This window comes from Pseudomonas sp. WMBT8 (assembly GCF_050916005.1).
GTDB lineage: Bacteria > Pseudomonadota > Gammaproteobacteria > Pseudomonadales > Pseudomonadaceae > Aquipseudomonas.
Genome location: NZ_CP188096.1, coordinates 862,471 through 882,147, shown reverse-complemented (window position 1 = coordinate 882,147; position 19,677 = coordinate 862,471). Strand labels below are relative to the sequence as shown.

Sequence of the window (19,677 nt, the reverse complement as noted above, 5' to 3'; positions counted from 1 at the left end):
GCACTTCTCTCCTCAGGCCGCGCCTAATTACTCGAACCAATGGGCTCGGGCGGCCATGATCAACTTGCCGGCACGATCATCGTCAATGCCGTCGATGTCGAGCAGGTCGTCAATAGACTGCTCGGCCAGGTCTTCGCGGGTAATTACGCCGCGCACCGCCAGTTCCATCGCCAAATCCTTGTCCATACCCTCAAGCGAGAGCAGGTCTTCGGCCGGATGGGCGTCTGCCAGCTTTTCCTCAGTAGCGATGGCTTTAGTCAACAAGCGATCCTTGGCCCGAGCGCGAAGCTCGTTGACGGTGTCTTCGTCAAAGCCGTCGATGTTGAGCATTTCCTCCACCGGTACGTAGGCAATCTCTTCCAGGCTGGTAAAGCCTTCATCTACCAGCACCTGTGCCAGGTCTTCGTCGACTTCCAGCTCGTCGATGAAGTTGCGCAGGATGTCGCCGGTTTCTGCTTGCTGCTTAGCCTGGATGTCCGATTCGGTCATGACGTTCAGGGTCCAGCCAGTCAACTGGCTGGCCAGACGCACGTTCTGACCACCGCGACCGATGGCCTGGGCCAGATTGTCTGCGCCAACGGCGATGTCCATTGCATGGGCATCTTCGTCAACAATAATTGCCGCGACTTCGGCCGGGGACATGGCGTTGATCACGAACTGCGCCGGGTTATCGTCCCACAGCACGATATCCACACGCTCACCGCCCAATTCGCCCGACACTGCCTGGACGCGCGAACCGCGCATACCAATGCAAGCGCCCTGCGGGTCGATGCGTTTGTCCTTGGAGCGGACCGCGATCTTGGCGCGCGAACCCGGGTCGCGGGACGCAGCCATCACTTCGATCAGGCCTTCGGCAATTTCCGGCACTTCGATACGGAACAGCTCGATCAACATTTCCGGCGCAGTACGCGACAGGATCAGTTGAGGGCCACGGTTCTCGGTGCGGATTTCCTTGAGCAGCGCACGCAAGCGCACGCCAACACGGAAGGTTTCGCGAGAAATGATGTCTTCACGGGCCAGCAACGCTTCAGCGTTGTTACCCAGGTCGACGATCACGTTGTCGCGGGTCACTTTCTTCACGGTGCCGGAGATGATTTCCCCCAGGCGCTCGCGATAGGCGTCAACGACTTGAGCGCGCTCGGCTTCGCGGACCTTTTGCACGATGACTTGCTTGGCAGTCTGTGCAGCGATGCGGCCGAACTCGATGGACTCGATCTTTTCCTCGACGACGTCACCCACCTGGGCACCAGGATGCGTTTGCGCAACCTTGCTTGGCCAGGTTTCGATGGCCGGATCATCAAGATCGGCTTCTTCGACGACTGTCCAGCGACGGAAAGTCTCATAGGCTCCGGTGTGGCGGTTGATTTCCACACGCAGATCAACTTCGTCTTCAAAACGCTTTTTGGTAGCAGTGGCCAGGGCCAACTCCAGCGCTTCAAAAATCACGTTAGCCGGTACGCCCTTTTCATTGGATACCGACTCAACAACCAGCAGTACTTCTTTGCTCATCGTACGCCTCGCCTTTCGCAAGCCATTGGATCCGCGGGATCCGCAGTTTCTGGCACGTCTCAGTCAAAACTGGGAATAATGTTGGCCTTGTCGATCATATCGATCGGCAACAGGAACTCGTGGTCTTCTACCTGCACCACTACATCCTGTTCTTCTACACCGCGCAGAAGGCCCTGAAAGTTGCGTCGCCCTTCAAAAGGAGATCGCAGCTTGATCTTCACTTGTTCACCGGCATATTTAGCAAACTGCTCAATAGTGAACAGTGGGCGTTCCATGCCTGGCGAGGAAACTTCGAGGGTGTATTCAACGGCGATCGGATCTTCAACATCCAGGACACCGCTGATCTGACGGCTGACGATGGCACAATCGTCCACCAGCACGCCGCCCTCTTTATCGATATAAACGCGCAACATTGAGTGGCGACCTTGAGCCGAAAACTCAATACCCCAGCATTCATAGCCTAGGGCCACGACCACCGGGGCCAGCAAGGCCTGCAACTCTTCTAGCTTGCTCGACACCTGAACCCCCTCGTGCATGTATGTGCATGCTGTGCAAAATAAAAAAATGGGCGAAACGCCCATCCTTGAAACGCCGTCGAACAGCGGCGTTGAAAGTGTCCAGCTAACAAAAAGCCCCTTAAAAGGGGCTCCGCTAAAACTGGTTGCGGGGGCCGGATTTGAACCGACGACCTTCGGGTTATGAGCCCGACGAGCTACCAGACTGCTCCACCCCGCGACAAAGCTGGGGCGGAAGTATACGACCGATCCCTTACAGGGTCAATGTAACCTTCCACCTACAAGAAAGCCCGCAACAGCGGGCTCTCCTGATAATTGGTACCGAGAAGGGGACTCGAACCCCTACACCCTATGGGCACAACCACCTCAAGGTTGCGTGTCTACCAATTCCACCACCTCGGCATACAGCGTTTACAACCTTCTTACTTCTGCTCTTGAGCTGGAGGCACGTCAGTCGCTGGAGTAGCCGACTTTTGCTCTTGAAGCACCGGGACATCATCAGAAGCCGGTTTTGCTTTTGGTACTTCCAACACTGCTGGATCTGGCAAACCTGCTTGAGTTAGCACATGAGCTTTCTCTTTAGCAAAGTAACCTAACCCCAGGCTGGTTATGAAGAAACCGGCGGCAAGTATAGCAGTAAACTTACTAAGAAAGGTAGAGGAACCTTGGCTTCCGAACACAGTATTTGAAGCACCTGCCCCGAAAGACGCACCAGCGTCCGCACCTTTACCCTGTTGCAGCAATACCAGGGCAACAACGCCCAGCGCACCCAACAGATGAAAAACGACTACGACTGTTTCCAGCATTTTCTCAGTTTCCCGCGGCGCGACAAATCGCACCGAACTCATCTGCATTCAGGGAAGCTCCACCAATGAGCCCCCCATCGATATCCGGCATGCCGAACAGTTCGACCGCATTGGCCGCCTTCACGCTGCCGCCGTATAGAAGCCGCACACCTTGTGCGACCTCAGAATTCTCTGCCGCCAACTGCGCGCGGATGGCTGCATGCACATCCTGCGCCTGTTGCGGTGTAGCAGTCAGCCCGGTGCCAATGGCCCAGACCGGCTCGTAAGCAATCACTGCCTTTGCAAATGCACCAACACCCAGCTCCTCGATGATGCTGCCCAGCTGACGCGAGACAACTTCAAGAGTCTTGCCCGATTCACGCTGCTCCAGGGTTTCCCCTATGCACAACACTGGAATCAAGCCACAAGCCTGTGCCGCTGCGAACTTGCGGTTGAGCGTCCCATCCCGCTCGCCCATCATCTGACGGCGCTCGGAGTGCCCAACAAGCACATAGGAACAACCCGCATCAACCAACTGACTCGGTGCAACCTCACCGGTCAACGCACCCTGCATGGCTTCTACTGCGGAATTCTGCGCGCCGACCTGGATCGACTTGCCTTTCAAGCCATCAACCACTTGGTTGATATGCAAGCAAGGCGGGAATACCGCAATATCGACACCGCTTGGCAAAGCCAGGTGACGAAGGCCATTGACCAGCTCAGCGACACTGGCGCGGGTACCGTGCATCTTCCAGTTACCAGCTACCATAGTGCGACGCATGCTGTACCTCGTCGGTCAAAGTGGGCGCAGATGTTACCCAACCACATCATCACTGGCAAGCCGAATTCAGGCGCAAACTTCAGTTACCAGTTTTGCCAGCTCTTCGGCGTAGCCACGAACCTGTGTTTCGTCATCGCCTTCAACCATCACACGCACCAAAGGCTCGGTCCCCGACTTGCGCAACAAGACCCGGCCACGCCCCGCCATGGCGACGGTAACGCGCTCACAGGCTTCCTTGATCGCCGGGTGCTCGATAGGGTTTTCACCACCCGAGAAACGCACATTGAGCAATACTTGAGGGCACTTGCGTAGCGCCTGGCGCGCCTGAGCCAGGCTTTCTTCGCGGCGACGCAGGGCCAATAGTACCTGCAGCGCCGCGATAATCGCATCACCGGTGGTGGTGTGCTGGAAGCACACGACATGGCCCGAATTCTCGCCACCCACCACCCAGTTGCGCTCCAGCAGCTCGGCAATCACGTAGCGGTCGCCAACATTGGCGCGCACGAACGGGATCCCCAGGTCGGCCAGGGCCAGCTCCAGCCCCAGGTTACTCATCAAGGTACCGACGACGCCGCCTTGGAGCTTGTTACGCTCATGCAGGTCGCGGGCAATGATGAACAGCAGGTCGTCACCGTCGACGATGGCGCCGGTATGATCGACCATCAGCACGCGATCACCGTCACCATCGAAGGCGATACCCAGGTCCGCGTGCTCGGCCAATACCGCTGCCTGCAATTGCCCCATGTGGGTCGAACCGCAGTTGTCGTTGATGTTCAGGCCGTTAGGCTGAGCCGACAGCACGGTGACCTCGGCGCCCAATTCCTTGAATACGCTGGGAGCGACCTTGTAGGTGGCACCGTGGGCACAGTCGATGACCACCTTGAGCCCGGCAAAATTGGTGCTGGTAGGCACGCTGCTTTTGCAAAATTCGATATAACGACCCGACGCGTCGTTGATCCGCGATACCTTGCCCAGCTTGCTCGACTCGACGACGGTCATCGGCGCATCCAGCAGCTCTTCAATCATGTGTTCGATCTCGTCCGGCAGCTTGGTGCCCTGGCCCGAGAAAAACTTGATGCCATTGTCGTCATGGGGATTGTGCGAAGCGCTGATCACAATTCCGGCTTCAGCGTGAAAGGTACGCGTCAGATAAGCGATCGCCGGCGTAGGCATCGGCCCCAGCAACATCACATCAGCCCCGGCAGCGGACAGGCCCGCCTCCAGCGCAGACTCGAACATGTAACCGGAGATCCGCGTGTCCTTGCCGACCAGGATGCGGCATGCGCCCATGCTGCGAAAGGCCATCCCGGCCGCCCAGCCCAGCTTGAGCATGAAATCCGGAGTGATCGGGAATTCGCCGACCCGACCACGAATACCGTCGGTGCCAAAATATTTCTTTGTCATAAGTGCTCCATCATTCTTATTCGGCTGATTCTACCGCTTCGATCATCCGCACTACGTCAACTGTCTCGGCCACATCATGCACCCGCAGAATGCGCGCGCCCTTGGCCACGGCCAGTGCCGCGAGGGCCAGGCCGCCATACAGGCGCTCGCCCACGGGACGATTCAAGGCCATGCCTATCATGCTCTTGCGTGACACCCCAACCAACAGGGGGCGACCAAGGGCATGCAGCGACTCCATATGTTTGAACAGGCTCAAGTTGTGCTGCAGGGTTTTGGCAAAACCAAACCCCGGGTCGAGAATGATCCGCTCAGGTGCAATTCCTGCAACGGCGCATTGGGCAATGCGACTCACCAGAAATTCCGTCACTTCTTCAACCAGGTTGTCGTAGTGCGGGGCGTCCTGCATCGTCCCGGGCTCGCCAAGCATATGCATCAGGCACACAGGCAACCCGGTGGCAGCAGCAGCATCCAGCGCACCATCGCGCTGCAATGAGCGCACATCGTTGATCAGCCCCGCGCCGAGTCGCGCGGTCTCACGCATGACGGCGGGCGTCGAGGTATCTACCGAGATGATGACATCCAGCTCACGATGGATTCGCTCGACAATCGGCGCAACACGCTCCATCTCCTCCAACGGGGAAACAGCACGTGCTCCAGGCCGGGTCGACTCACCACCGACATCGATAATGGTCGCACCCGCAGCCACCATTGCCTCTGCATGACGCAAAGCCGCGTCCAGCTGGCTGAAGCGACCACCGTCGGAAAAGGAATCAGGGGTTACGTTGAGAATGCCCATAACGTGGGTACGGGCCAAATCAAGAACCCGGTTGCCGCAAGGCAACCGGGTGGAGGACAACACAGAAGTCATTTCAAGCCTTAAAGGTCGGCAGCCGGGCCGCCGATTGGGTTTTCCGGGCGCTCATTCTGTACCACTGGCGGTGTTCCAGAAGTACCCGAACCACCTTCCCAATCACGAGGCTCGCGAGGAGTACGGCCAGCCATGATGTCGTCGATCTGCTCGGCATCAATAGTCTCGTACTTCATCAGGGCATCAGCCATGGCGTCGAGCTTGTCACGGTTATCGGTAAGGATCTGCTTGGCCGTGCCGTAGCACTGGTCAATGATGCTGCGCACTTCAGAGTCGATCAGCTTGGCAGTCTCGCCGGAGAAGCTGGCACTTTGACCGCCGCCACCACGACCCAGGAATACTTCGCCTTCTTCCTCGGCATACATCAGCGGGCCGAGTTTTTCCGAAAGACCCCACTTGGTGACCATGTTCCGCGCAATCTGGCTGGCACGCATGATGTCGTTGGACGCGCCGGTGGTTACACCGTCAAAGCCCAAGGTCATCTCTTCAGCGATACGGCCGCCGTACAGCGAGCAGATCTGGCTGATCAGGGCACGCTTGGAGAGGCTGTAACGATCCTCTTCCGGCAGGAACATGGTGACACCCAACGCCCGACCACGAGGAATGATCGACACCTTGTAGACCGGGTCATGCTCAGGCACAACGCGACCGACAATGGCATGACCGGCTTCGTGATAAGCGGTGTTCTGTTTCTCTTTTTCGGACATGACCATGGATTTGCGCTCAGCGCCCATCATGATCTTGTCCTTGGCCAGCTCGAACTCTTTCATCTCGACGATGCGCTTGCCGGTACGGGCAGCGAACAGCGAGGCCTCGTTCACCAGGTTGGCCAGGTCGGCACCGGAGAAACCAGGAGTACCACGGGCAATCACGCCCGGCGCCACGTCATCGCCCATTGGCACTTTGCGCATATGGACCTTGAGAATCTGCTCGCGGCCACGGATATCCGGCAAGCCAACCACCACCTGGCGGTCGAAACGGCCCGGACGCAGCAGCGCCGGGTCAAGTACGTCAGGACGGTTGGTGGCGGCAATCACGATGATGCCGTCGTTCATTTCAAAGCCGTCCATCTCCACCAGCAACTGGTTGAGGGTCTGCTCACGCTCATCATGACCACCGCCCATGCCCGCACCACGATGGCGACCGACAGCGTCGATTTCATCGATGAAGATAATGCATGGCGCGTGCTTCTTGGCCTGCTCGAACATGTCACGCACACGGCTGGCGCCTACACCGACGAACATCTCGACGAAGTCGGAACCGGAAATGGTGAAGAACGGCACCTTGGCTTCGCCGGCAATCGCCTTGGCGAGCAGGGTTTTACCGGTACCCGGAGGACCAACCATCAGTACGCCGCGAGGAATACGGCCACCCAAGCGCTGGAACTTGCCTGGGTCGCGCAGGAACTCGACCAACTCGCCGACTTCTTCCTTGGCTTCGTCGCAACCGGCAACGTCAGCCAGGGTGGTTTTTACCTGGTCTTCGGAAAGCAGGCGCGCCTTGCTCTTGCCGAAGCTCATCGGCCCGCCCTTGCCTCCTGCACCACCTTGCATCTGGCGCATGAAGAACATGAACACGGCAATAATCACCAGGATCGGGAAGCTGGCTACCAGCAACTGGGTCCAGATGCTCTGCTGCTCAGGCTGCTTGCCCTCGACGACCACCTTGTTGTCCACCAGGTCGCCGATCAGGCCATTGTCCTGGATCGCCGGACGGATGGTCTTGAAGCTGTCGCCATCGTTGCGCTTGCCGGTGATCACGTAGCCATCAACCGCTACGCGCTCGACCTTGCCATCCTTAACTTGCTGGATGAAGTCGGAATAGTTGAGGGTCTGCGGCTCGTTAGGGCTGGAGAAGTTGTTCATCACCGTCACCAGGACAGCCGCGATGATCAACCACAGGATCAGATTCTTTGCCATATCGTTCAATTAACTACCCTCTGAAGCAAGCTCCGCTACTGGCGCGCGCTTCGCATGATATTCACCGGCCTAACTTACTACATTACCTACAACTCTGGCAGGCGCCGTCTGTAACCCTTTGTGAAACTTTGACTACACAATATTCGTAAAGCTTCGTGACGAAAGCGATATAAAAAAACCTATCGACTCCCTTAAAACCTTTAAAGACGCTCATCACTGGCAGCGCCTTCGACACCGCGGTAACCGCGGCCCAGCAAATACTGCTCGCGAGACCTGTCCCTCGACGAGTCAGGCTTGCGGGTCTGCACCTTGTCGAACAGCTTGCGCATGTTCTTGTGGTACTCGTCAAAACCTTCCCCAAGGAAGACCTTGACCAGAAAATCACCACCCGGACGCAGAACCCTTCCTGCCAGATCCAGTGCCAATTCGCACAGGAACATGGCGCGTGGCATATCCACGGCTGGTAATCCACTCATATTGGGGGCCATATCCGAAATCACAAGGTCTACCTGCGAATTTCCGACAGCCTCGAGGATCTGTGCCAACACGTCATCGCGGGTAAAGTCGCCATGGACGAAGGTCACATCAGGGATGCTGTCCATCTCCAGGATATCGGAAGCGATCAACCGGCCTTGCCCACCAATCAGACGACTGGTCACCTGGGACCAGCCACCTGGGGCTGCGCCAAGATCGATTACGCTCATGCCTGGACGGATCAACCGGTCCTTTTCCTGGATCTCCAGCAGCTTGTAGCTGGCCCGGGAACGGTAGCCATCCTTTTGCGCCTTTTTGACGTAAGGATCGTTGAAATGCTCTTTAAGCCAGTTAAGGCTAGTTTTGGAACGGGCCACGGGCCACCTCGAAAATAAAACGGGTCGTGATTAACTGGGCGGTCCCGGACTCGCTCGGGTAAACTGGCCGCCGCTTTTTACAAGATCAGACGCAGGGGTCAGATTATGCCGCTCACTCAAGAGCAGAAGAAACAGTACAAATCCATTGGCCACCATCTGAAACCAGTTTTGATCGTGGCTGACAACGGTTTGACTGAAGGTGTGTTAGCCGAACTTGAACGCGCATTAGGCGATCACGAGCTGATCAAGATCAAGGTCAATATCCTCGATCGCGAAGCGCGCCTGGCCGCCATTGCAGAACTGTGCAAGGTGGGCAAGGCGGACCTGGTTCAGGTCATCGGCAAGATGGCGCTGCTGTATCGCAAGAATTTCAGCGCCAACAAGCAATTGTCGAACGTTCACCGCTTCAAATGATACAAGGGTCACGGGCGTGCTTCGCGCGCCCTGCCACTCCATCCCGGCACCGGCTGTACCACCAGCACCAAGCCAGAAAACCCTAGCACAAGATAGCTGAACAGCTGCCAGCGCAACGCTTCCGGCAGCAATATGCGCACCACGCAATACATTGCGCACGCATACAGCGCCATCAACAGCAGTTGCCCGCGCATATCCCGCCACAAACTCCCCAAGCCCTCGGCCTTGACCAGCACCAATGCCTGGAGAGTCACGCACGCCGCCGCAAATCCCACCAGCAGCGCACTCAATAATCCGCCGATCTCATCGATCAGCAACGGCGCCAGGCCAATCATGCCCAGTACCGGCAATACACCCAGGTGTAACAGCCACAGGCCGCCAACCCAAAGCATCTGGGCCAACTGCCAAAGCATGGCGCCCGCTGGAAGCGGGCGCCCTCCTTCAGATGTGACGAACTTCGACAATCTCGTACTCGATCACGCCACCAGGCGTCTTGACGGCGACCACGTCACCCTCTTCCTTGGCGATCAAGGCACGGGCCAGCGGCGAACCGACGGAAATCTTGCCGAGTTTGAAGTCAGCCTCGTCCTCACCCACGATATGGTAAGTCACGCTTTCATCCGTCTCGACGTTGGCGATTTCCACAGTCGTGCCAAAAATCACCTTGCCGGTCTTCGGAATGGTCGTGACATCGATGATGACCGCATTCTGCATGCGCCCTTCGATATCACGGATCCGCGCCTCGACCATACCTTGCTGCTCACGAGCAGCGTGGTATTCGGCGTTTTCCTTCAAGTCACCCAACTCACGGGCCGTACCGATGTCCTGGCTCAGCTTTGGACGTACGACCTTGGTCAGGTGGGCGTGCTCCTCTTCCAGGGCCTTGGCGCCCTGGACAGTCATAGGGTATTTGATCATGCCTTCAATCCTGCGTGTAGATCCTGCAAGCGACGCACGGTCTTTTCCGGACCGAACTTGAGCGCTTCACAGATGGCTTCGCCAGCAGCAATGGTGGTGGTGCAGTAGATCTTGTGCTGCAAGGCATTACGACGAATGGAGTAGGAGTCCGCGATCGACTGGCGACCTTCGGTGGTGTTGATGATCAGGGTGACTTCGTCATTCTTGATCATGTCGACCACATGCGGACGGCCTTCCGTTACCTTGTTCACGCGACGCACTTTCAGGCCAGCGGCTTCAATCAGCTTGGCGGTCCCGGCAGTGGCCACGACTTCGAAGCCCAAGTTGATCAGATCACGGGCCACGCCTGCAACCAGTGGTTTGTCATCATCACGCACGCTGATAAACGCAGTACCGCCGGTCGGCAGCACTTCGCTGGCGCCCATCTGGGCCTTGGCGAATGCTTCGCCGAAGGTATCGCCCACACCCATCACTTCACCGGTGGACTTCATCTCTGGGCCCAGGATCGGGTCCACGCCAGGGAATTTGGCGAATGGGAATACCGCCTCTTTCACGCTGTAGAAGTTCGGAATGATTTCCTTGGTGAAGCCGATTTCCTTCAAGGTCTTACCGGCCATCACACGGGCGGCAATCATTGCCAGGGATACGCCGATGCACTTGGAAACAAACGGTACGGTACGCGAGGCACGTGGGTTGACCTCGATGACATAGATGTCTTCGCCCTGCAGCGCCAACTGTACGTTCATCAGGCCGACCACACCCAGCTCCAAGGCCATTTTCTTGACCTGCTCGCGCATCTCGTCCTGAATGTGCAGCGGCAGCGAGTACGGTGGCAGGGAGCATGCGGAGTCACCGGAGTGAACGCCCGCCTGCTCGATGTGCTGCATGATCGCGCCGATCACTACGTCGGTGCCATCGCAGACCGCATCCACGTCCATCTCGATGGCGCAGTTGAGGAAGTGGTCCAGCAGCACCGGGCTGTCATTGGACACTTTCACCGCATCACGCAGGTAGCGCTTGAGTTCGTCTTCTTCGTAGACGATTTCCATCGCCCGGCCGCCCAGCACGTACGACGGACGCACCACCAGCGGGTAGCCGATCTTGCTGGCGGCGCGGATGGCTTCGTCTTCGCTGCGCACAGTAGCGTTTGGCGGCTGACGCAGGTTCAGGCGCTCGACCATTTGCTGGAAGCGCTCACGGTCTTCGGCACGGTCGATGGCGTCTGGGCTGGTACCGATGATCGGCACGCCGGCCGCTTCCAGGGCCCGCGCCAGTTTCAGCGGGGTTTGCCCGCCGTACTGCACGATCACGCCTTTTGGTTTCTCGACGCGACAGATTTCCAGCACGTCTTCCAGCGTTACCGGCTCGAAGTACAGGCGGTCAGAAGTGTCGTAGTCAGTGGAAACAGTTTCCGGGTTGCAGTTGACCATGATGGTCTCGTACCCGTCTTCGCGCAGGGCGAGGGCGGCGTGTACGCAGCAGTAGTCGAACTCGATGCCCTGGCCGATACGGTTTGGACCGCCACCCAGAATGATGATCTTGTCGCGACCCGACGGCGCGGCTTCGCACTCTTCCTCGTAAGTGGAGTACAGGTACGCGGTGTCGGTGGCGAACTCTGCGGCGCAGGTGTCAACACGCTTGTAGACCGGGAAGATATCCAGCTTGTGGCGGTGGGTGCGCAGGTTTTTCTCGGTCACACCCAGCAGCTTGGCCAGACGCTGGTCGGAGAAGCCTTTGCGCTTGAGGCGGAACATCAGGTCGCGGTCGATAGAGGAAAGACCCAGGGTCTTGACCTTCTCTTCTTCCTTGATCAGATCTTCGATCTGCACCAGGAACCACGGGTCAATCATGTTCATGCCGAAGATGTCTTCGACGGTCATGCCCGCGCGGAAGGCGTCAGCCACGTACCAGATACGCTCGGCGCCCGGGACGGTCAGCTCGCGCTTGAGGATGCTCATGCTTTCCGGGTTGCTCAGGTCGAGCTTCTCGTCCAGACCGCAAACGCCCACTTCCAGGCCACGCAGGGCTTTCTGCAGGGACTCCTGGAATGTCCGGCCAATGGCCATGACTTCACCGACCGACTTCATCTGAGTGGTCAGGCGGGCGTCGGCTTTCGGGAACTTCTCGAAAGCGAAGCGCGGCAGCTTAGTGACGACGTAGTCGATCGACGGCTCGAAGGACGCCGGCGTAGCACCGCCAGTGATTTCGTTTTGCAGCTCGTCCAAGGTGTAACCGATCGCCAGCTTGGCAGCGATGCGTGCAATCGGGAAGCCGGTAGCTTTTGATGCCAGCGCCGAAGAACGCGAAACACGCGGATTCATCTCGATCACGACCATGCGGCCTGTGTCCGGGCAGATACCGAACTGAACGTTGGAACCGCCGGTTTCAACGCCGATCTCACGCAGTACCGCCAACGAGGCGTTACGCATGATCTGGTATTCCTTGTCCGTCAGGGTTTGCGCAGGTGCAACGGTGATCGAGTCACCTGTGTGCACGCCCATCGGGTCGAAGTTTTCGATCGAGCAGACGATGATGCAGTTGTCCTTTTTATCGCGGACAACTTCCATCTCGTACTCTTTCCAGCCGATCAGGGATTCGTCGATCAACAGCTCTTTGGTCGGCGACAGATCCAGGCCGCGGGCGCAGATTTCTTCGAACTCTTCACGGTTGTAAGCGATACCGCCGCCGGTGCCGCCCATGGTGAAGGACGGACGAATAATGCACGGGAAGCCCAGCTTTTCGAGAACCGCGTTGGCCTCTTCCATACTGTGGGCGATACCCGAGCGCGGGCAATCAAGACCGATAGACTTCATGGCCTTGTCGAAACGCGAACGGTCTTCAGCCTTGTCGATGGTGTCGGCATTGGCGCCGATCATTTCTACGCCGAACTTTTCCAGGACGCCTTCGCGCTCCAGGTCCAGGGCACAGTTCAGTGCAGTCTGGCCACCCATGGTCGGCAGCAGTGCGTCCGGACGCTCTTTCTCGATGATCTTGGCAACGGTCTGCCATTTGATCGGTTCGATGTAGGTGGCGTCGGCCATGTCCGGATCGGTCATGATGGTGGCCGGGTTGGAGTTCACCAGGATGACGCGGTAACCCTCTTCGCGCAGGGCCTTGCAGGCCTGGGCGCCGGAGTAGTCGAATTCACAGGCCTGGCCGATAACGATCGGGCCAGCGCCGAGAATCAGGATGCTTTTTATGTCTGTACGTTTTGGCATGGGTTTGTCACTCAAATCCGCAGGTCAGTCGGCAAGCCGTCTTGAACAATCTTTGAAGAGCCTGCGGGGGCCACCGAAATTCGGGGCCGCCCGCAAGCCACTCAGTCAGCGTCGCTTGGCCATCTCATTGATGAAACGGTCGAACAGCGGCGCTACGTCGTTCGGGCCCGGGCTCGCTTCAGGGTGGCCCTGGAAGCTGAACGCGCTCTTGTCGGTGCGCTCGATACCCTGCAGGGAGCCGTCGAACAGCGACTTGTGAATGGCACGCACGTTGGCCGGCAAGGTGGCTTCATCCACCGCAAAACCGTGGTTCTGGCTGGTGATCATCACCACGCCCGTATCCAGGTCTTGTACCGGGTGGTTGGCACCGTGATGGCCATGGCCCATTTTCAGGGTCTTGGCGCCGGAGGCCAGGGCCAGCAGTTGGTGACCGAGGCAGATACCGAATACCGGGATCTCGGTGTCCAGCACTTGCTTGATGGCCTTGATGGCGTAGTCGCATGGCTCCGGGTCACCCGGGCCGTTGGACAGGAAAACGCCATCCGGTTGCAGGGCCAGTACGTCGGCGGCCGGGGTTTGCGCCGGCACCACGGTTACGCGGCAACCGCGCTCGACCAGCATGCGCAGGATGTTGTACTTGATGCCGTAGTCGTAGGCCACGACGTGGTACGGCAGCTCGCTGGCTTCGATAGTCGCGTGGCTGTCGGTCTTCAAGTCCCAGACAGTGGAGCGCCACTCGTACTTCTCTTTGGTGCTGACAACTTTCGCCAGGTCCATGCCTTTCAGGCCAGGGAAGCCCTGCGCTGCAGCAATCGCAGCCTCTTCGGAAATATTGTCACCGGCCATGATGCAGCCGTTTTGCGAGCCTTTTTCACGCAGGATGCGCGTGAGGCGGCGCGTGTCGATACCAGCGATTGCCACCACGTTGTTGGCTTTCAGGTAATCGGACAGAGACATCGTGTTACGCCAGTTGCTCGCAACCAGTGGCAGATCACGAATCACCAGACCGGCCGACCAAACACGATCAGACTCGACGTCTTCCGGTGTAGTACCGGTGTTGCCGATGTGCGGATAGGTCAGGGTAACGATCTGTTGGGCGTAGGAAGGATCGGTAAGGATTTCCTGATAGCCGGTCATGGCGGTGTTGAACACCACCTCTCCAACGGTCTGACCGTCGGCTCCAATGGCTTCGCCGCGAAAAATGCTGCCATCAGCAAGGGCGAGTATGGCTGGCTTAGTCAAGAAGACCTCCCGTAAATAAAGCCTGAAAGGGCGATCGCAGGTTGTAAAAAAGCGGAGTGACGTATGGACACGTCACCCCGCTTCTTCACCGAATTATTCTGCGCGCTTTTAGTGGACACACTAAAGCTGTAGCTTACAGAAAAAGGCTTTTTTGGTCCACCGCTAATGAGCCGAAAAGGCAGGAGAATGCGACAGGACGTCGCTTAGCGGGTAAAAACGGGGCCCTAGAGTAATACCCGGGGCCCGTTTTTGCTACTGATTAACGCAGATCCAGCACATCTTGCATGTCATAGAGGCCCGCTTCGCGCCCCTCCAGCCACAATGCCGCACGCACTGCGCCCTTGGCGAAAGTCATGCGGCTGGAGGCCTTGTGGGTGATTTCCAGGCGCTCACCTTCGGCAGCAAACAGCACCGTGTGATCACCGACCACGTCACCGCCGCGCACAGTGGCAAAGCCAATGGTCTCGCGCTCGCGAACACCGGTATGCCCCTCGCGACCATACACCGCGACTTTCGACAGATCGCGCCCCAACGCATCGGCAATCACTTCACCCATGCGCATGGCGGTCCCCGATGGCGCATCGACCTTGTGCCGGTGATGGGCCTCGATGATCTCGATATCCGCATCATCACCCAGCACCCGTGCAGCCATGTCGAGCAACTTCAGCGACAAGTTGACGCCTACACTGAAGTTGGCGGCAAACACGATAGGAATATCCTTGCCCGCCGCGACGAGCAACTGCTTCTGCTCGGCATTCAGGCCGGTGGTGCCAATGACCATGGCCTTGCCCGCCTTGCGGCAGAACGCCAGGTTTTTCAGCATCACTTCGGGCAGGGTGAAATCGATCAACACATCGAATTCATCAGCCACTTGCTCCAGGCTGCCGGACAGCGCCACACCGATCCGCCCCAGCGCAGCCAACTCGCCAGCATCGGCGCCAATCAGCGTACTGCCGGGGCGTACGATTGCCGCAGTCAGCCCCGACAGAGGCGAGCGCTGCTGCACCGCCTCCACCAGGTTCTTGCCCATGCGCCCGGCGGCGCCCATCACTGCTATACGTCGCATATCCACGTCCTTACAGGTCGCCGAAGAAGCGCTTCACGCCTTCGAACCAGCCAGCAGTCTTGGGCGAATGGGAGCCATCACCGGCCAGCGAGCCGCGCAGCTCTTCGAGCAACTCACGCTGGCGACGATCCAGGTTGACCGGCGTCTCGACAGCCACACGGCACATCAAGTCGCCCGCACCACCGCCGCGCACCGGCGCCACACCCTTGCCACGGATCCGGAACTGCTTGCCGGTCTGCGTCCCCTCGGGGATCTTCAGCTTGACCCGCCCTTCGAGGGTCGGAATCTCCAGCTCGCCACCCAGGGCCGCATCGACAAAGCTGATCGGCACTTCGCAGAACAGGTGCTTGCCGTCACGCTGGAAGATCGCGTGCTCGCGCACATTGATCACCACATACAGGTCGCCCGTCGGACCACCCTGTGTACCCGCCTCGCCTTCACCGGACAAGCGGATGCGGTCACCGGTATCAACACCCGCAGGCACTTTCACCGACAGGGTCTTGTACTCTTCGACACGCCCTTCGCCGTGGCAGGAATCGCACGGATCGGAAATGATTTTGCCCTGACCATGGCAGCGCGGGCAGGTTTGCTGCACAGAGAAGAAACCCTGCTGCATGCGCACCTGACCAATACCGCCACAGGTTGGGCAAGTGATCGGCGAAGAGCCCTTCTTGGCGCCCGAACCATCGCACGGCTTGCAGTTGACCAGCGTCGGTACACGGATGTTGACGCTGGTGCCGCGCACGGCTTCTTCCAGGTTCAGCTCCAGGGTGTAGCGCAAGTCGCTGCCGCGCTGAGCACCGCCGCGCTGACCGCCGCGACCGCCACCAAAGAAGTCGCTGAAAACATCACCAAAGATGTCGGAGAAGTTCTGCCCGCCAAAACCGGCACCGCCGCCACCCATGCTTGGATCGACACCAGCATGGCCGTACTGGTCGTAGGCGGCACGCTTGTTCGGATCACACAGGCATTCGTAGGCCTCATTGGCCTCTTTGAACATTTCTTCGGATTCTTTGCTATCCGGATTACGGTCAGGGTGATGCTTCATCGCCAGGCGACGATAGGCCTTCTTCAGGTCCGCCTCGCTGGAGCCGCGCTCCACACCCAACACTTCGTAATAGTCACGCTTTGCCATAAGTCTTTGCACTCTTAAGGACGTTCGGCAAAACCCTCCTGAGCCTGCCAAACTCGTTGAGCCCCAATACAGGCCCGGACCCAACTCACGTCAAATTCAACGATCCTGGTCTTTACTGCTCTCAGCCGAGACCCAGCTAAAAACGCGGTGACTGTTGATCGCAAAGCAGGAGCATTCCCGATCACACCGCCAGCATCCGAACCTTGTCGCATGCTGTAAAAATTCCCGTACCCCAGACACGCCAACGCGGGAGCAAGCTCCCGCGCGGCGACATCCTACCAGTCACCGCTTGATAGCGGTCAACCGGGCGACCAAGTTACTTCTTCTGGTCGTCAACTTCTTCGAAGTCAGCATCGACAATGTCGTCGTGCTTGGCTTCAGGCTCTGCCTGTTGCGCCGCAGCGTCACCTTGCGGGTCCTGCTCGGCGTACATCTTCTGAGCGACCGGCGCGGAGACTTTCGACAGTTCCTCAACCTTGGCGTCGATGGTGGCCTTGTCGTCGCCTTTAACAGCGGCTTCCAGGGCAACCACGGCGGCTTCGATTGCGGTCTTCTCTTCAGCAGTCACTTTTTCGCCAGCATCAGCGATCATTTTGCGAGTCGAGTGAACCAGCGCATCACCCTGGTTACGGGCAGCGGCCAGCTCTTCGAACTTGCGATCTTCCTCGGCGTTCTTTTCAGCATCGTTGATCATCTGCTGAATTTCTTCCTCGGACAGGCCGGAGTTGGCCTTGATCACGATCGACTGAGTCTTGCCAGTAGCCTTGTCCTTGGCGCCTACGTGCAGAATGCCGTTGGCGTCGATGTCGAAGGTCACTTCAATCTGTGGCACGCCACGTGGAGCTGGTGGAATCTCGGCCAGGTCGAACTTGCCCAGGGACTTGTTCTGCGCGGCCTGCTTACGCTCACCTTGCAGCACGTGAATGGTCACTGCGCCCTGGTTGTCATCGGCAGTCGAGAACACTTGCGATTTCTTGGTAGGAATCGTGGTGTTTTTCTCGATCAGCGCGGTCATCACGCCACCCATGGTTTCGATACCCAGGGTCAGCGGGCTGACGTCCAGCAGCAGCACGTCCTTCACGTCACCGGCCAGTACCGCACCTTGGATGGCAGCACCCATGGCAACTGCTTCGTCCGGGTTGACGTCTTTACGCGCTTCTTTACCGAAGAACTCTGTGACCTTCTGCTGCACCAGCGGCATACGGGTCTGACCACCGACCAGGATCACGTCGTTGATCGAGCCTACATCGATACCTGAATCTTTCAGGGCGATGCGGCAAGGCTCGATGGTGCGTTGAACCAGGTCTTCAACCAGCGATTCAAGCTTGGCGCGCGAAATCTTCACGTTCAAGTGCTTAGGACCGGTGGCGTCTGCAGTAATGTACGGCAGGTTCACGTCGGTCGAATTGCTCGAAGACAGTTCGATCTTGGCTTTTTCAGCGGCTTCTTTCAGACGCTGCATCGCCAGCGGGTCACCCTTGAGGTTCATGCCGCTTTCTTTCTTGAATTCGTCAACGAGGTAGTCGATCAGACGAATGTCAAAGTCTTCACCGCCCAGGAACGTGTCACCGTTGGTCGCCAACACTTCGAACTGGTGCTCGCCATCAACTTCAGCGATTTCGATCACGGAAACGTCGAAAGTACCGCCACCCAGGTCATAAACGATCACAGTGTGGTCGCCCTTGGCCTTGTCCATACCGTAAGCCAGAGCGGCCGCGGTAGGTTCGTTGATGATACGTTTTACGTCCAGGCCCGCGATGCGGCCGGCGTCTTTGGTCGCCTGGCGCTGGCTGTCGTTGAAGTAGGCAGGAACGGTGATCACCGCTTCAGTCACTGCTTCACCCAGGTAGTCTTCGGCGGTCTTCTTCATCTTTTTCAAGATTTCAGCCGAGATTTGCGGTGGCGACATTTTCTGGCCGTTCACTTCAACCCAGGCGTCACCGTTGTCGGCCTTGGCGATTTTGTACGGCACCATCTTGATGTCTTTCTGTACGACTTCTTCGTCGAACTTACGACCGATCAAACGCTTTACCGCGTACAGGGTGTTATGCGGATTGGTCACAGCCTGACGCTTGGCGGACTGGCCTACCAGGATCTCGCCGTCGTTGGCATAAGCCACGATGGACGGAGTGGTACGCGCGCCTTCTGCGTTCTCAATAACCTTGGATACGCCGTTTTCCAGCACGGAGACGCAGGAGTTGGTAGTCCCCAGGTCGATACCGATAATTTTGCCCATGATTCACTCTCCCGAAACTTTGGATTTGGTTGCCGCAGCAGTGGTGGCTAACTGCGGTAGCACTTAAACGCTTGACTTATAAATGGGGTCGTTACGAACGATTTCAAGCCTGCTCGTCAATCGATGGCGAAACCGGTGCGGGAGCCTTGCTCACCACCACCATCGCCGGACGCAACAGGCGACCGTTGAGCTGGTAGCCCTTCTGGAACACCTTCAACACGCTATTGGGCTCAAGGTCAGCATTTTCCTGCATGGCCATGGCCTGGTGATGCTCCGCGTTGAACGGCTCGCCGCCTTGTGGATCGATGGCTTCCAACTGATAACGCTTCAGGGTGTCCTGGAACATTTTCAGGGTCAGTTCGATCCCTTCGCGCATGGCTCGGATGTTTTCGTCGTCCGGGCTGGACAGCTCCAGGCCGCGCTCCAGGCTGTCGATGATCGGCAACAGATCACCGGCAAACTTTTCCAGCGCGAACTTGTGGGCTTTCTCTACATCCTGCTCGGCGCGGCGGCGGACGTTCTGCAGATCGGCAGCAACACGCAAAGCCTGATCCTGAGCGCCTGCCAGTTGCTCTTCGAGCACCTGCACACGAGCCACCAGGTCTTCACCCGCTGCCTGCGAGGCCTGGTTGGCGTCTGGGTTTTGCGTATCCAGCGTCTGTTCGTCAGCCATAGTTTTCTCCTTTCAAAATCCTGCGCGAACTCAACTCGCGCTTCTGTTCCGGTATATGGGGCCACAATTTCCAGGTTCAAGGGCCGACATGTCCTGACCGACACTTTCCCGCACATTCCACATCGCGCTAAAAAACATCGCCA

At 58.1% G+C, this 19,677-nt stretch carries 17 protein-coding genes and 2 tRNA genes; 1 reads left to right on the top strand and 18 read right to left on the bottom strand.

All coding sequences use genetic code 11. The features are described 5' to 3' along the window. Positions 1–27: 27 nt before the first annotated feature. From nusA to rlmE, 10 genes are all read right to left on the bottom strand, one after another. Positions 28–1,509 carry a transcription termination factor NusA gene (gene nusA, locus ACO77H_RS03725; protein WP_038445977.1) on the bottom strand — a complete coding sequence of 494 codons (1,482 nt, stop codon included), beginning with the start codon at positions 1,507–1,509 and terminating at the stop codon, positions 28–30. A 59-nt stretch (positions 1,510–1,568) separates the two neighbouring features. After that, the gene (gene rimP, locus ACO77H_RS03720; RefSeq protein ID WP_032867412.1) at positions 1,569–2,027 is read right to left on the bottom strand and encodes a ribosome maturation factor RimP; all 459 of its coding nucleotides are present in this window, start codon (positions 2,025–2,027) and stop codon (positions 1,569–1,571) included. A 140-nt stretch (positions 2,028–2,167) separates the two neighbouring features. After that, positions 2,168–2,244: transfer RNA gene (locus tag ACO77H_RS03715), tRNA-Met, on the bottom strand. A gap of 96 nt (positions 2,245–2,340) precedes the next feature. Further along, a tRNA-Leu gene (locus tag ACO77H_RS03710) sits at positions 2,341–2,426 on the bottom strand. Between the two features lie 20 nt (positions 2,427–2,446). Beyond that, a complete protein-coding gene (secG, locus tag ACO77H_RS03705; RefSeq protein WP_029298979.1) occupies positions 2,447–2,830 on the bottom strand; it encodes a preprotein translocase subunit SecG in 384 nt (127 codons plus the stop codon). Positions 2,831–2,834: 4 nt separating this feature from the next. Beyond that, positions 2,835–3,590, bottom strand: coding sequence for a triose-phosphate isomerase (gene tpiA, locus ACO77H_RS03700; RefSeq protein ID WP_432755025.1), 756 nt, complete (start codon positions 3,588–3,590; stop codon positions 2,835–2,837). A 66-nt stretch (positions 3,591–3,656) separates the two neighbouring features. Next, positions 3,657–4,994: a phosphoglucosamine mutase gene (gene glmM, locus ACO77H_RS03695; RefSeq protein ID WP_029298983.1), complete on the bottom strand. Its 1,338-nt coding sequence runs from the start codon at positions 4,992–4,994 to the stop codon at positions 3,657–3,659. A gap of 16 nt (positions 4,995–5,010) precedes the next feature. After that, positions 5,011–5,862 (bottom strand): dihydropteroate synthase, encoded by an 852-nt coding sequence (folP, locus tag ACO77H_RS03690; protein WP_169955081.1) that lies wholly within the window; start codon positions 5,860–5,862, stop codon positions 5,011–5,013. 8 nt (positions 5,863–5,870) lie between these two features. After that, positions 5,871–7,781, bottom strand: a complete 1,911-nt coding sequence (gene ftsH / locus ACO77H_RS03685; RefSeq protein ID WP_029298988.1) for an ATP-dependent zinc metalloprotease FtsH — start codon at positions 7,779–7,781, stop codon at positions 5,871–5,873. A gap of 200 nt (positions 7,782–7,981) precedes the next feature. After that, positions 7,982–8,632 carry a 23S rRNA (uridine(2552)-2'-O)-methyltransferase RlmE gene (gene rlmE / locus ACO77H_RS03680; RefSeq protein WP_038445965.1) on the bottom strand — a complete coding sequence of 217 codons (651 nt, stop codon included), beginning with the start codon at positions 8,630–8,632 and terminating at the stop codon, positions 7,982–7,984. Between the two features lie 105 nt (positions 8,633–8,737). Here rlmE and ACO77H_RS03675 point away from each other — a divergent pair, with 105 nt between their 5' ends. Then, on the top strand, positions 8,738–9,046 hold the full coding sequence (locus ACO77H_RS03675) for a YhbY family RNA-binding protein (RefSeq protein ID WP_029298992.1): 309 nt from the start codon (positions 8,738–8,740) through the stop codon (positions 9,044–9,046). 8 nt (positions 9,047–9,054) lie between these two features. Here the strand turns inward: ACO77H_RS03675 and ACO77H_RS03670 are convergent, their stop codons facing one another. From ACO77H_RS03670 to grpE, 8 genes are all read right to left on the bottom strand, one after another. Continuing rightward, positions 9,055–9,459, bottom strand: coding sequence for an MFS transporter (locus ACO77H_RS03670; RefSeq protein WP_432755024.1), 405 nt, complete (start codon positions 9,457–9,459; stop codon positions 9,055–9,057). A gap of 28 nt (positions 9,460–9,487) precedes the next feature. Further along, complete coding sequence (gene greA / locus ACO77H_RS03665; RefSeq protein WP_032862903.1) at positions 9,488–9,964, bottom strand: transcription elongation factor GreA; 477 nt, start codon at positions 9,962–9,964, stop codon at positions 9,488–9,490. Next, positions 9,961–13,182 (bottom strand): carbamoyl-phosphate synthase large subunit, encoded by a 3,222-nt coding sequence (carB, locus tag ACO77H_RS03660; RefSeq protein WP_169955084.1) that lies wholly within the window; start codon positions 13,180–13,182, stop codon positions 9,961–9,963. The genes greA and carB overlap by 4 nt, the downstream gene beginning before the upstream one ends. A gap of 105 nt (positions 13,183–13,287) precedes the next feature. Further along, positions 13,288–14,424, bottom strand: coding sequence for a glutamine-hydrolyzing carbamoyl-phosphate synthase small subunit (carA, locus tag ACO77H_RS03655; protein WP_169955085.1), 1,137 nt, complete (start codon positions 14,422–14,424; stop codon positions 13,288–13,290). Between the two features lie 259 nt (positions 14,425–14,683). Beyond that, positions 14,684–15,490, bottom strand: a complete 807-nt coding sequence (gene dapB, locus ACO77H_RS03650; protein ID WP_169955086.1) for a 4-hydroxy-tetrahydrodipicolinate reductase — start codon at positions 15,488–15,490, stop codon at positions 14,684–14,686. Positions 15,491–15,500: 10 nt separating this feature from the next. After that, positions 15,501–16,625: a molecular chaperone DnaJ gene (gene dnaJ, locus ACO77H_RS03645; protein WP_169955087.1), complete on the bottom strand. Its 1,125-nt coding sequence runs from the start codon at positions 16,623–16,625 to the stop codon at positions 15,501–15,503. Positions 16,626–16,941: 316 nt separating this feature from the next. Continuing rightward, positions 16,942–18,861 (bottom strand): molecular chaperone DnaK, encoded by a 1,920-nt coding sequence (gene dnaK / locus ACO77H_RS03640; protein ID WP_169955088.1) that lies wholly within the window; start codon positions 18,859–18,861, stop codon positions 16,942–16,944. Positions 18,862–18,964: 103 nt separating this feature from the next. After that, a complete protein-coding gene (grpE, locus tag ACO77H_RS03635) occupies positions 18,965–19,534 on the bottom strand; it encodes a nucleotide exchange factor GrpE (protein WP_169955089.1) in 570 nt (189 codons plus the stop codon). Positions 19,535–19,677: the final 143 nt, after the last annotated feature.

Bases quoted from the DNA above. Each gene is read 5' to 3' on its own strand.
- dnaJ (WP_169955087.1), bottom strand. From the start codon at position 16,625: ATGGCAAAGCGTGACTATTACGAAGTGTTGGGTGTGGAGCGCGGCTCC.
- ACO77H_RS03670 (WP_432755024.1), bottom strand. From the start codon at position 9,459: ATGCTTTGGCAGTTGGCCCAGATGCTTTGGGTTGGCGGCCTGTGGCTG.
- ACO77H_RS03675 (WP_029298992.1), top strand. From the start codon at position 8,738: ATGCCGCTCACTCAAGAGCAGAAGAAACAGTACAAATCCATTGGCCAC.
- greA (WP_032862903.1), bottom strand. From the start codon at position 9,964: ATGATCAAATACCCTATGACTGTCCAGGGCGCCAAGGCCCTGGAAGAG.
- tpiA (WP_432755025.1), bottom strand. From the start codon at position 3,590: ATGCGTCGCACTATGGTAGCTGGTAACTGGAAGATGCACGGTACCCGC.
- glmM (WP_029298983.1), bottom strand. From the start codon at position 4,994: ATGACAAAGAAATATTTTGGCACCGACGGTATTCGTGGTCGGGTCGGC.
- secG (WP_029298979.1), bottom strand. From the start codon at position 2,830: ATGCTGGAAACAGTCGTAGTCGTTTTTCATCTGTTGGGTGCGCTGGGC.
- ftsH (WP_029298988.1), bottom strand. From the start codon at position 7,781: ATGGCAAAGAATCTGATCCTGTGGTTGATCATCGCGGCTGTCCTGGTG.
- dnaK (WP_169955088.1), bottom strand. From the start codon at position 18,861: ATGGGCAAAATTATCGGTATCGACCTGGGGACTACCAACTCCTGCGTC.
- grpE (WP_169955089.1), bottom strand. From the start codon at position 19,534: ATGGCTGACGAACAGACGCTGGATACGCAAAACCCAGACGCCAACCAG.
- dapB (WP_169955086.1), bottom strand. From the start codon at position 15,490: ATGCGACGTATAGCAGTGATGGGCGCCGCCGGGCGCATGGGCAAGAAC.
- carB (WP_169955084.1), bottom strand. From the start codon at position 13,182: ATGCCAAAACGTACAGACATAAAAAGCATCCTGATTCTCGGCGCTGGC.
- folP (WP_169955081.1), bottom strand. From the start codon at position 5,862: ATGACTTCTGTGTTGTCCTCCACCCGGTTGCCTTGCGGCAACCGGGTT.
- nusA (WP_038445977.1), bottom strand. From the start codon at position 1,509: ATGAGCAAAGAAGTACTGCTGGTTGTTGAGTCGGTATCCAATGAAAAG.